Here is a 12,228-nt window from a genome sequence, read left to right as displayed (position 1 = left end):
GGGGGTGATCCCGTAGCGGCTGGCGAGCCCTCTCAGGCTCTCTTGACTATGCTGGATCGCTCGACGGATCGCCGCTGTCGTTGCGGCGCTCCCATGATGAACCTGGCCCATAGCGCGCCCTTCCACGCCTGCTGGAAGACCGCACGATCAAACCCCGGGACCAAACAGCTAGCCGCCTCGCCGCTTTCGGGTCAGCTAAGGACGAACCCAATGGTCCTGACCCTCGAGACTGATCCAGCCGAGGCGCAAGTTTTTCGGGCACTGTGAACCCCAAGGAGGGGAGCGTGCCACGAAGCGGAAGCGCCACACGGACGAGCAGAACGCCTTCACGCTGTAGCCGGTTCTATATCACGGTGCTGGCGCTTCGTGCTCTGCAACGAGAAACCTCGGCACGGAGAAGATCCTTTGCGCAGTCAAAGACTGGCCGGCCGAGATTACGAGGTTGTACACACCGGGCGACGGTGCGCCGCTCGATAGCGTCCTTGTCTGGTAGGGTCGTCAGCGGAATCAGATCCGTTGTCTGCTTCCGGCTAGCTCATCCATCACTACGCGCACGGCGGTCTCGGCAATCGAAACCATCTCATCCACCTCGGCCTCAGTGATTACCAGCGGCGGAGAGAAACCCAGGATGTCGCCTTGCGGCATCGCACGTGCGATCAGGCCTCGGTCGCGTGCCGCCTGGGAGATACGCGCGCCCACCTTCAGGCTGGGATCGAAGCGCAGCTTGCGCTCGCGGTCCGCGACGAATTCCACCGCGCCCATCAGGCCCACGCCGCGCACCTCACCCACGATGGGCAGCTGCGCGAACGCCCTTTTCAGCCTGTCCTGGAAATAGGCCCCGACGACCCGGGCATTTCCCGGCAAATCCTCGCGTTCCACGATATCGAGAACCGCATTGGCCGCCGCGGCACCCAGCGGGTGCCCCGAGTAGGTATAGCCATGCGAGAAGGAGCCGACGCGGTCCGCGCCGTCCTTCAGCACCTCGAAGACCTTCTCGCCCACTATCGCGGCCGAGAGCGGCACATAGGCCGAGGTCAGGCCCTTGGCGACGGTGATCAGGTCGGGCTCGATCCCGTAGTGGTCGCAGCCGAACATGGAGCCGGTGCGGCCAAAGCCCGTGATGACCTCATCCGCGATGAGCAGGACGTCATGCTTGCGGAGCACAGCTTGGATGGCCTCCCAGTAGCCTTCCGGCGGCGGGGTGATGCCGCCCGTCCCCAAAACCGGCTCGCCGATGAAAGCGCCCACCGTATCCGCGCCTTCCCGCTCGATCAGGGCGTCCAGCTCCGCCGCGCGCCGGCGGGAGAAGTCGAGCTCGCTCTCTCCCTCGTGCCCGTGCCAGTACTGATGCGGAGCGCCAGTGTGGATGATCCGCGCCAACGGCAGGTCCATGTGGTCATGATAGAAGCTCATGCCCGTCATCGAGCCGGACACCACGCTGCAGCCGTGGTAGCCGCGCTCGCGGGAGATGATCTTCTTTTTCTTCGGCTTCCCCCGCAGGTTGTTGTAGTACCACACCAGCTTGGCCTGGGTCTCGTTGGCGTCGGAGCCCGACATGCCGTAGAATACCTTGCTCATCCGGCCAGGCGCCATCTTCACGAGACGGTCGGACAGGATCGCGAGCTCCTCCGTCGTGTGTGCCGCATAGGAATGATAGAAGGCCAGGCGATGTGCCTGGCGCGAAATCGCCTCCGCCACTTCGGTGCGGCCGTAGCCGATATTGACGCAGTAAAGGCCGGCGAAGCCGTCCAGCAGGCGGTTGCCGTGGGCATCCTGGATGTAGATACCGTCGGCGGTATCGACGATCGTCGGGTCGCCGGCCCTGCCTTCACTGAATTCCTTGGCCTGCGTGAACGGATGCAGGACCGAACGGCGATCCATCTCCGCGATCGTTGCGATATCGGGCTTCATATGCCGGTTTCCTTGATCTTGGCTCGTGTGCCGGTCGGTGCGGGCGCGCATCGGGGTCTGGAGCCCGTCATGGGCTCCATCCCGGCCATGCGCACAGGATGGGCGATTACTTCGCCGCGGCGGTGGTCAGAGCGTGCTTCTGGTGTTTGGCGGGCGCCCAGGCCCCGTTGGGATTGACGCCGCGCGGCGGCACTTCCAGCCCCAGCGTCTCGCGCAGGGTGGTGCCGGGGTATTCCGTACGGAACAGGCCGCGCCGCTGCAGCTCCGGGATGACCAGGTCGACGAAGCGCTGCAGCGAGTAGGGGTGCACAGGCATCATGATGTTGAAGCCGTCGGCAGCCTTGTCGCGGTACCACTCCTCCAGCTGGTCCGCGACCTGGGTGACGTTGCCCTTGAAGGTCAGGTGGCCGGCACCGGGCACGACGATCTTGTACATTTCGCGGATCGTCAGGTTCTTCTGCTTGGCCAGATCGTCGATGGCCTTGCGGTAGCTCTGCATGCCCAGCACCTCGCCGGACAGATCCGGCATCGGGCCGTCGATTGGGTAGCCCGACAGGTCGGTCCAGCACAGCTTGGAGAGCATCGCCACACCGACCTCGGGCGTGATCAATTCCGCCAGCTCGTCCCACAGGGCATCGGCCTCGGCCTCGGTCTCGCCGACATAGACGGTGACGCCCGGCAGGATCCGAACCTTGTCCGGGTCGCGCCCATGGCGCACCACGCGTGCCTTCTGGTCGGCGTAGAATTCCTGCGCCTCCTCCTTCGTGAGTGCGATGGAGAAGATGACGTCGGCATGTTTGGCTGCGAGTTCCCGCCCCGGCTCGGACTGGCCGGCCGATGCAATGACCGGATAACCCTGCGGCAGACGTCCCACGTTGAGCGGGCCCTGCACCCTGAAATGCTTTCCGTCGTGGTTCAGACGCTGCACCTTGGATGGATCGAGGAAATGGCCGCTTGCCTTGTCCTCGATGAAGGCATCCGCGGCCCAGCTGTCCCACAGCCCCTTGCAGACGCGGACGAACTCCTCCGCCCGCTCATAGCGCTGCTCGCGCGCCACATGCCGGGACAGGCCGAAGTTGAGGGCATCGATCTCATAAGAACCAGTGACCACGTTCCAGCAGGCCCGGCCTTTGCTGAGATGGTCGAGCGACCCGAAGCGGCGCGCGAGCAGATAGGGTTCGTCATAGGTGGTGGTCGCGGTGCAGAACAGGCCGATATGCTTGGTGTACTGTGCCAGCACCGCCATGAGCATCAGCGGGTCGTACGTGGAGGGGCGATTGACGCTGGGGTTCGCCAGGAACATCAGCGGTTCGTCCATCGAGCGCACGGCATTGCCGTCCGCCAGGAACAGCATGTCGAACTTGCCCTGTTCGGCGATCCTCGCCGTCTCGATGAAGACATCGAGCTCCATGGTGACCTTCGGCCAGGATTTGGGATGCCGCCAGCTTGCGAGATGTGAGCCAACGGGAAAGATGCCGGTCATCAGGTTCATCATCTGGGTCGATCCCACCTCTGCTGGCTATTGGTCGGTGCGGCCGGGGCTGCCGCCCCGCGATGCCTGGTTCGATGGTGAAGCCGCGACCCGTGGGCCGGGCGGCCGGCCGGTTGCGATCTTGTGCGAAGTCTAGCCACCGACGCATGGTCGAGAAGTGCGAAGTTTGCCTCGGACCCGCAGGAATCCTGCGTTTACTGGCCATTTGAGCCGCGGATCGGCGCGCCCTGCCAGGTATCCTGACTGTCGGCGTCGTGCCGCTGCCTGCCGCGGGCCCGCTGGCCAAGCCGAGGGGTGACCAGGATGACTAAGATGGACCGGTACCATGCAATGCAGGGCGAGGTCGCCGAATGGCGCCGCCACCTGCACCGCAACCCGGAGATCGGCTTCGATCTGGAGGAGACTGCCGCCTTCGTCACCGCGCAGCTCACCTCCTTCGGGATCAACCATATCGAGACGGGCATCGCGAAATCCGGGATCGTCGCGGTCATTCAGGGCAAGGGGGGGGATGGACCAACGATCGGGCTGCGCGCCGATATGGATGCGCTGCCTATCCTCGAAGCTTCGGGCAAACCCTGGGCCTCCGGGGTCGCGGGCAAGATGCATGGCTGCGGGCATGACGGGCATACCGCAATGCTGCTGGGTGCGGCGAAGTGCCTGGCCGAGGAGCGCGACTTCAGGGGCGCGGTCGCCCTGATCTTCCAGCCGGCGGAGGAGATCCTGCCCTCGGGCGCGCTGAAGATGATCCAGGAAGGGATCATGGAGCGCTTCGGCATCTCGCGGGTGTTCAGCATGCACAACTCGCCGGGTTTGCCGGTGGGCAGCTTCGCGATCCGCCCCGGCCCCATCCTGGCCTCGCTCGACGAGTTCGACCTGATCATCAGGGGGCGCGGCGGCCACGCGGCTCGGCCCAGCGAGACGGTGGACCCCATCCCGATCGCGGGCCAGGTATTGTGCAGCCTGCAGACCCTGGTGTCTCGGAATGCGGACCCCATCGAGGCGCTCGTGATGTCGATTACGCAGATCCATGCGGGCACGGCCTACAACATCATCCCTGATCACGCCGAGCTGGCCGGCACCGTCAGGACCTATTCCCCGGCGCTGCAGGACCTGGCGGAGCGGCGGATCCTGGAGATCGCTCGCGGCGTGGCCCGTGCGTCCGGCGGCGACGCCGAGCTGGACTACCGGCGCGACACGCCGGTCACCTTCAACCATGCCGAGGAAACCGGCCTCGCCATCCGGGCCGCCGCGGCCCTTGTCGGGCCCGGTGCGGTGAACGACCAGATGAGGCCGCGCATGGGGACGGAGGACTTCGCCCATATGCTGAAGGTCAGGCCGGGCGCGCTGATCTACCTGGGCAACGGCTCCACGCCGCTGCTGCACAATCCGGGTTACGACTTCAACGACGAGGCCCTGCCCTATGGCATCGGCTACTGGGTGCATCTGGTGAAGGCCGCACTTCCGGCCTGAGGAATCCGGAAGCCCGGGGGAGGTGCGTCGTCCGCACGCGATCGCCCCGGGCGGCGGGCATCTGCCTGGTGGCTCGCGCACGGGCGTCCTGGCTCGGGCACGGCTTCAGACGACGCCGCCCAGCATGGTGCGGCAGACACCTATGATGTCATACACCGGCAACCCGGTCAGCCGGCGGATCGCCGCCGCGACCAGCGGAAAGCCCGCGCATTCGAACAGGATAGCCGCGATCTGCGGCTGGGCGGCGCGCAGGCGCGCGATGCAGGCGGCCACATCCGCCTCGATCGCCACCACGTCCAGCGGCGGGGGCGGGCGGCGCATCTCGTCATGCCAGAATTTTCCGCCTTCGATGCCGCCGATCACCACCCGGGCCCGGTCCGCAGGGTCCCTAAGGCCGAGCATCTCCTCCGTGCAATAGGTCGAGTCATAAGTCAGTACCGCGACCTTCCGGTTCGGGGGCAGTTGCCGTAGCAGCGTCGGCAGGAAGAGCAGGCTCGACATCGCAACGGGCACCGGCACGGCGGCTGCGACGGCATCCTGAAAGCGGATGGTGAAGCCGCAGGTGGAACTGATGGCCACCGCCCCGCGCCCGACCAGCCGCCGCGCCGCCTCGACATAGGCGTCCTCCAACCCGGCGTCGCCACGCACGACATTCTCCACCCAGGCGCCCGGCACGGTCTCCACCAGGACCGGCAGACCGAAAGTGCCGGAGCTTTGCAGGGAGCCCGGCAAGGGCGGTGCGACAGCACCCGGCGGCAGCCCCCGTTCGAGGCCTAGGACGCCGAGTGCGCGAGGTAGCTGGTCAGTCATGGATTCGGGTTTCCTGTGCCGAATGCGCCGGGAATGGGCCGCGCGAGCCTCCGCGGCGCCTGGCACGCTGATTGCACCCAGCAGCCACAACATTCCTGTGCAACAGACCAACAGATGCAATATTTTCATCGATGTTTTGCGTCTTGTTTTGCCCCGTTAGCGCCGAAAAACTGCGCCAAGGGCCCAATTTCACCGGAATTCAGCGCAAATTCGGCGTTAGCCTGCCCCAATGCGTTGAGCTTTGGGGTGGTCGCCGGCACTGTTCCGGTTTCCTCAATCGGACTGAAGCAGAGGTGGGGCGGGGTGGGGAAGAGAGAGATATTTACGCATCGCGGGCGTTCGGGCTGGAGGACCGGCGGACCGCGATGCGCCGCGACAGGCGCCGCCCCGCCAGCGGCGCAGGGGGCGGCATGAGCGCGGTGCCAATCGATGTTGAGAGCCGGCCTGGTGCCCGGTTGCTCCTGCTGCTGCCGGCCCTGGCCCTGCTGCTGCTGTTCCTGGTGGTGCCGATGTTCTCGGTGTTCCGGACCAGCTTCTTTCCCGGCACCTCCTCCATGGGCGCGACGGGTTTCACCCTGTCCCAGTACGCCCGGTTCTTCTCCTCGACCTTGTACAATTCCGTCCTGCTGGAGACGGTGGCCTACGGCATCATCGTCTCGGTTGGCTGCATCGTCCTCGGCTTTCCGGTGGGCTATTCGCTGGCGCGGATGCCGCCGGCCAAGCGGCGGCTCCGGATGATCCTCATCATCGTGCCGCTTACGCTCAGCCTGGTGGTCGTGGTCTTCGGCTGGATGGTCCTGCTCGGGCGCCAGGGACTGCTGAACAACCTGCTGTTGGCCCTGGGCCTCATCGAGGCGCCGCGGCAGCTACTGTTCAACCGCGCGGCGGTATTGGTGGTGCTGATCCAGCAGTTCCTGCCCTTCATGATCCTTTCGATCATGAATGTGGTGCTGCAGATCGACCCGGTGCTGGAGCATGCCTCCACCAGCCTGCGCGCAACGCGGCTGACGACCTTCCGCAAGGTGGTCGTGCCGCTGGCTGCGCCGGGCATCGTCTCGGGCTTCACGCTGGTCTTCGTGATGACGGTCTCGGCCTTCGTCACGCCGCGGCTCATCGGCGGCGCGCGCACCCAGATGCTGGGCGGGCTGATCTTCGACGAGGTGCTGACGACGATGAACTGGCCATTCGGGGCCGCGATGTCGTTCATCCTGTTGGCTGTCGGCCTGGGTGTCCTCGCCCTGGTGAACATGCTCGTCGTCCGCCGCATTACCAGGGGGCTGCATGTCCGCTGACCTTCGTGACAGGCTGTTCGCCGCGCTCGGGTTCCTGGTGCGCTGGACAGTCTATGCCTCTCTGCTGCTGCCCGCCGCGATCGTGGTGGCGGCGTCCCTTACACCCGGCGACATCCTGCGCTTCCCGCCACCCGGCATTTCGCTGCGCTGGTACCGCGCGGTATGGGAGAGCGACCTGTTCATGAACTCCCTGGGATTGAGCTTCCGGCTTGCCGCGCTGGCCACGCTTGTCTCGCTCGTGCTGGGCTTCGCCGCCGCCTACGCGGTGGACCGGTATCGCTTCCGCGGGCTCGGCCTGGTGCGCTCCTTCCTGCTGTCGCCGCTGCTGGTGCCGACCGTGGTTCTCGGGCTCGGCCTGATGCAGTTCCTGGTGTGGATCGGGCTGGGCCAGACCTTCCTGGGGCTGCTGGCGGGGCATCTCGTCATCACCCTGCCCTATGTGGTCCGCACCCTCTCGGCCAGCATGGTGCTGTTCGACCGCAATCTGGAACAGGCGGCGATGAGCCTGCGAGCACCGCCGCTGACCGTGCTGCGCACCATCACGCTGCCGCTGCTCTTCCCGGGCATCATCTCCGCGATGGTGTTCGCCTTCGTGACCTCCTTTGGCAACGTCACCCTCTCGGTCTTCCTGAACTACGACGGCGAGGTGACCCTGCCCGTGCAGGTGCTCTCCTATGTCGAGCAGAACTACGATCCGCTGGTCGCCGCGGTCTCCTCCGTCGTCATCCTGGTCACCGTCCTGGCCATCTTTATTGCCGACCGGATCTCCGGCGCGAAATCGGTCATCTAGGAGCGAAGCGAGGATGAACATGAGCGCCGTCCCCGCCCGTGTGACGAAAACGAACACGGTCGTCTCTTTCCGCGGCATCGAGAAGAGCTATGGCGCGTTCCAGGCCGTCGCCGCCCTGTCACTCGACATCCGCCAGGGCGAGCTGGTCTGCCTGCTGGGTCCGTCGGGCTGCGGCAAGACCACCACGCTGCGGATGCTGGCAGGCTTCGTGGAACCCAGCGCTGGCGAAATCTGGCTTGATGAGGACAACGTCACCCGCGTGCCGGCCTATCGGCGCGACGTCGGGATCGTGTTCCAGAACTATGCGCTGTTCCCGCACATGACCGTCGCGAAAAACGTCGAGTACGGCCTGGTCAACATCAACATGCCGAAGGCCGCGCGCCAGGCACGCATCGCGGAGGTGCTGCGCCGCGTCGAGCTGCAGCACCTGGCGGACCGCTACCCGCGCGCCCTCTCCGGCGGGCAGCAGCAGCGCGTGGCGCTGGCCCGGGCCCTTGCGCTGCAGCCCAAGGTGCTTTTGCTGGACGAGCCTTTCTCCAACCTCGACGCGCAGCTGCGCGTTAGACTGCGGGAAGAGCTGAGCAGCCTGATCCGCGGGCTCGACATGACGACGCTGTTCGTGACCCACGACCAGGAGGAGGCGCTCACCCTCGCCGACCGCATCGTGGTGATGAACAAGGGCGCTGTGGAGCAGATCGGCACGCCCGAGGAGATCTACGATTCCCCGCAGACGCGCTTTGTCGCCGAATTCATCGGCACCTGCTCGCTGCTCGAAGGCAGGGTGGACGAAGGCGGGGATTTCCTGTCGGAACGCGGGCTGCGTTTCCCGGTCGCGCGGCGGCCCGGCGCGGCGACGGCAATCATCAGACCCGAATATGTGCGCCACGCGGCCGAGGCGCCAGGGGCGCCGGTGCACCGGGCAGTCGTTGAGACTTCGGAGTATATGGGCGCGGCGACCCGGTTGCAGCTGCGCGTCGGCGATGCCCGGCTGCTGATGGATGGCCGCTACGCCCCGGGGCGCAGGCCCCGGGCCGGGGATGAGATCGACATCGTGATCGACCCCACCGGTGTGCGCTTCGTGACCGACGGAAACTGATACCCCGAACGGCGGGGGCCCACTGATCGCATTATTGGAGGTCGAGCATGGAAAGACGTGCTTTCTTGCGGATTGGTTCCCTGGCCGCGGCGTCCGCCCTCGCGGCGCCGGCGGTTCACGCGCAGCAGCGGCAATTCGCGGGCGTGACGCTGCGGATGAACGGCTATGGCGGCACCTATGATCGAACGCTGACGGACCATGTGCTGAAGCCGCTGGAGGAGCGGACGGGTCTTAAAGTCATTGTCACCGCATCCAATTCGGCGGCCGACGTGGTGCGCTTGATCTCGAATTCTGGCCGCCCGCATCTCGACCTGCTGATGACCGACAGCCCGCTGATGCCCGACCTGGTGCGCGCCAATGTCATCGAGGCCTTCGGCACAGCGGAGGTGCCGAACACCGCCCGGCTGCTGCCCGGCCTCCGCGAATTCGGTGAGCATGGCGCCCCCTTCAGCCTGGCGACCATTATTCCGGTGTTCAATTCGGACACCGTCCGCACACCGCTGACTCGATACTCGGACATCGCGCGCCCGGATCTGCGCGGCAAGGTCGTGACCTTCGGCACAAATTTAGGTCCGGCGCTGCTGGCGCTGCTGGCCCTGGCCGAGGAGAATGGCGGCTCGGTGACGAATATAGCGCCCGGGCTGCGCGTGCTGAGCGCAGCGCGGCCCAATATTGTGTCCCTCGCCAGCAGCACGGTGCAGGAGCTGCAACTGCTGCGGCAGGGGGAGGCCCAGGCCGGACTGTTCTGGGACGGGCGGGCGCTGGAACTGCGGAAATCCGGCACGCCGATCCAGACCGTGGTCCCGGAGACCGGGGTGTACTCGATCGCGACCTATATGAATGTGGTGCGCGATGGCCGCAACAAGGAAGCGGCGCTGGCCGTCGTGAGCCAGCTGCTATCCGACGAGGGCATGCTCGGCCTGCCGAGCACGCTGCGCTATGCGCCCACCACCGACGTGGCGCTGGGCGAGTATGCGCCGGAGGTCCTGTTCAACTCGCCGGAGCGGGTGGCGCTGAAGAAGCCGGTCGATTGGGTGGCCCTGATGACCCAGCGCAGCGCCCTAATCGAGGAAATGAACAAGGTGCTGCAGGGCTGACGCCGCCGCGGGCCGGGGTTACTCCTAGAGAGGGTTTGGCCCCTCGCCTTTGACAGTGCTCGGGGCCGCATCTAGCCTGGCCCTGTCGCAGCCGTTTTGATGCGCAGGATCTGCCGAGTGGTCGAAATAGATCGTTTTGATGCGGCGCTGCTCGAGGCTGTTCAGAAGAACAACCGTCTTACCTCCGATCAGCTTTCCCGGGTCGTCAATCTCTCACCGACTGCCTGTCAGCGGCGGCTGAAGCGGTTGCGTGCGGAAGGCGTGATCGAAGGGGATGTCTCCATCATTTCCCCCAAGGCGCTGGGCCGGGCGATCACCATGATCGTGCTGGTCACGCTGGAGCGTGAACGCGCCGAGATCATCGACCGGTTCAAGAGCGCAATCCGCAACACCAAGGAAATTATGATGGGCTTCTACGCGACAGGCGACGCCGATTTCGTTCTCGTCGTGACGGCCGCGGACATGGAAGGCTATGAGCAGTTCACTCGCCGCTTCTTCTACGAGAATCCGGACATTAAAGGCTTCAAGACCATGGTGGTGCTGGACCGAATCAAGGCCGGCTTCACCTTCCCCATTGACGCTGCGGCCACAGACCATTGACCGGAGCACTGGGATTATATCCGTCGTGCTAAGGTCTGACTCTTGGGGCTTGAGTCGACGCGGTCGGGCATGATCTATCAACTGGCATGCTGCTGTCTGGAGACGGACCATGCCGGCGCTGATGATCGGGGAAGACGTGTCGCTTCGTGAACTGCGGCGGCTGGCGAAGATAGAGCGCTTTCTGCTGGTGGTGCGGCGCCTGCAACGCCATCCGGAAGGTCTGGCAGAGCCTGCGGGACCGCTACCTGTCAGGTCGACTGTTCAGCGGCACCCGCGCCATCGTCGATGCCTACTGCGAGGCTTGGAACAAGCTCATCGCAGAAGCCGGCTGCATCCGATCATTGACCGACTTCAAGTGGGCTCGACGGGTCAGTCCATAGGCAGCTTGGTATAAGCCGCTGTAGCTTCAGCGGCGGACTATACCTCGCCGCCACCTTCGAGTGGTTATCTAACGGGCCTTAGCACTACCTGGGCAGTCTGAAGTCGGGTGGTGGCCTGAGCTTGCGCCGGCAGTGCGGACACTGGATGGGCGTGACGAGGGCTGCGAACAGCCGGGCCATGATGGCGCGGCGCAGGGCTGGCGGGCTTGGCGATGGTGGCGGTCCCGGAACACGGCGCGGCATTTTTCCCCGGCCCCGTCGGGGGCTGCCCGGCGAGGCGGAGGTGCTGCAGCCAGGTGAAAGCCATGCAGGTCATCAGCGCGTGCCGGTGCAGGCCGGTCCAGGACCGGCCCTCGAAGTGGCCGAGGCCCAGCTCTTGCTTGAGCTGCTGGTGTCCCTGCTCGCACACCCAGCGCGCCTTGATGGCGGCGGCCAGTGCCCGCAGTGAGGTCCGCGGCGGCAAGTTGGAGAGGTGGTATTTGCGCTCACCGCTCGGGCGCCACTCGCCGACCAGCCAGACCTCCTCGCCCGGCAGGTGACGGTTGTTCGCCCAGGTCTCGCCGTCACCGGCCCGCACGCGGGTGGCCGCGAACTGGGCGGCCAGAGGACCCTTGGTGCCGCGACGCCAGGTCACCCGGTGCCATGACAGGTCCGCCAGCACCGCCTCGACCTCGTGGGGCTCCTGGTCCGGCGCTGGGCGCCGCTTGCGGCCTGAGGGCGGGACCAGCTGGACGTCCACGCCATAGACCTTCTGGTTGCGGGGGATGCCGGCCGCCCAGGTCAGGCCCCGCTCGCTCAGCCCGTGGCGGAAGGCGGCGCTCGCCCCGTAGCCGCCATCGGCCAAGGTGAGGCCGAACCGCAGGCCAGCGGCGATGAGCCGGTCCAACTCGGCCAGCGCGATCTCGCCCTTGCGGCGGTGGGCCATTTCGTTGGCCGGCACCCCGGCGGCCGCGCAGCGCTCCGGATCGGCGGTCCACTCCTCGGGCAGGAACCGCCGCAGCGCGACGGGGACCGGCACTTCTCGTCCAGCCAGCGTCAGCGAAACCAGCGCCTGGCAGTTCGCCCGCTTGCCCAACTGGCCGCAGTACTGCCGCGCCACGCCGACCGAGAGCGTGCCCTTCTTCGCGACGTGATGGCCACGGCAATTCCCGATTAGCTATACAGTGGCCTGCGGTCGTGCCGATCGCCTCGGCCAGGCGCCAGTCGATGCCCTCGACCAGCATCGAGAGCTGCGCTGCCGTCAGCGTCACGACACCGCTCTGCGTCTGCGGCCACACGAAGCGGCCTTTT

The 12,228-nt window shown here is 66.0% G+C and carries 10 protein-coding genes and 3 pseudogenes; 6 read left to right on the top strand and 7 right to left on the bottom strand.

Annotation, left to right across the window (positions count from 1 at the left end):
• The 3 genes and pseudogenes from NJ376_RS27300 to NJ376_RS27290 form a co-directional block, all read right to left on the bottom strand.
• Positions 1–111: pseudogene (locus NJ376_RS27300) on the bottom strand (IS481 family transposase); the annotation flags it as partial.
• Between the two features lie 396 nt (positions 112–507).
• Positions 508–1,911: an aminotransferase gene (locus tag NJ376_RS27295; RefSeq protein WP_252956515.1), complete on the bottom strand. Its 1,404-nt coding sequence runs from the start codon at positions 1,909–1,911 to the stop codon at positions 508–510.
• Positions 1,912–2,017: 106 nt separating this feature from the next.
• Entirely contained in the window at positions 2,018–3,406 is a 1,389-nt protein-coding gene (locus NJ376_RS27290; RefSeq protein ID WP_252956514.1) for an LLM class flavin-dependent oxidoreductase, read from the bottom strand.
• Between the two features lie 309 nt (positions 3,407–3,715).
• On the opposite strand from NJ376_RS27290, the gene NJ376_RS27285 reads away from it, so the two are divergent.
• Positions 3,716–4,873: a M20 aminoacylase family protein gene (locus tag NJ376_RS27285; protein ID WP_252956513.1), complete on the top strand. Its 1,158-nt coding sequence runs from the start codon at positions 3,716–3,718 to the stop codon at positions 4,871–4,873.
• 105 nt (positions 4,874–4,978) lie between these two features.
• Here NJ376_RS27285 and NJ376_RS27280 read toward each other — a convergent pair whose 3' ends face one another.
• Both NJ376_RS27280 and NJ376_RS28935 read right to left on the bottom strand, forming a co-directional pair.
• On the bottom strand, positions 4,979–5,683 hold the full coding sequence (locus NJ376_RS27280) for an aspartate/glutamate racemase family protein (protein WP_252956512.1): 705 nt from the start codon (positions 5,681–5,683) through the stop codon (positions 4,979–4,981).
• Positions 5,684–5,808: 125 nt separating this feature from the next.
• On the bottom strand, positions 5,809–5,943 hold the full coding sequence (locus NJ376_RS28935; protein ID WP_256476635.1) for a hypothetical protein: 135 nt from the start codon (positions 5,941–5,943) through the stop codon (positions 5,809–5,811).
• 150 nt (positions 5,944–6,093) lie between these two features.
• Between NJ376_RS28935 and NJ376_RS27275 the strand changes: the two genes are divergently transcribed.
• The 5 genes from NJ376_RS27275 (at position 6,094) to NJ376_RS27255 (ending at position 10,558) form a co-directional block, all read left to right on the top strand.
• Positions 6,094–6,975: an ABC transporter permease gene (locus NJ376_RS27275; RefSeq protein ID WP_252956511.1), complete on the top strand. Its 882-nt coding sequence runs from the start codon at positions 6,094–6,096 to the stop codon at positions 6,973–6,975.
• A complete protein-coding gene (locus tag NJ376_RS27270; RefSeq protein ID WP_252956510.1) occupies positions 6,965–7,765 on the top strand; it encodes an ABC transporter permease in 801 nt (266 codons plus the stop codon). Before NJ376_RS27275 ends, NJ376_RS27270 begins: the two co-directional genes overlap by 11 nt.
• Before the next feature lie 13 nt (positions 7,766–7,778).
• Complete coding sequence (locus NJ376_RS27265; RefSeq protein WP_252956509.1) at positions 7,779–8,861, top strand: ABC transporter ATP-binding protein; 1,083 nt, start codon at positions 7,779–7,781, stop codon at positions 8,859–8,861.
• Positions 8,862–8,926: 65 nt separating this feature from the next.
• Entirely contained in the window at positions 8,927–9,958 is a 1,032-nt protein-coding gene (locus tag NJ376_RS27260) for an extracellular solute-binding protein (protein WP_252956508.1), read from the top strand.
• A gap of 117 nt (positions 9,959–10,075) precedes the next feature.
• On the top strand, positions 10,076–10,558 hold the full coding sequence (locus tag NJ376_RS27255; protein WP_252956507.1) for an Lrp/AsnC family transcriptional regulator: 483 nt from the start codon (positions 10,076–10,078) through the stop codon (positions 10,556–10,558).
• A gap of 444 nt (positions 10,559–11,002) precedes the next feature.
• On the opposite strand, the pseudogene NJ376_RS27250 reads toward NJ376_RS27255, so the two are convergent.
• Positions 11,003–12,061, bottom strand: a pseudogene (locus NJ376_RS27250) (IS701 family transposase); the annotation flags it as partial.
• A gap of 82 nt (positions 12,062–12,143) precedes the next feature.
• Positions 12,144–12,215 (bottom strand): annotated as a pseudogene (locus NJ376_RS27245) (hypothetical protein); the annotation flags it as partial.
• Between the last annotated feature and the right edge of the window lie 13 nt (positions 12,216–12,228).

Source organism: Siccirubricoccus soli, from assembly GCF_024178315.1.
Lineage (GTDB): Bacteria > Pseudomonadota > Alphaproteobacteria > Acetobacterales > Acetobacteraceae > Siccirubricoccus > Siccirubricoccus soli.
Note: the sequence above shows the minus strand (reverse complement) of the source record. Positions and strands in the feature narration are given on the sequence as shown.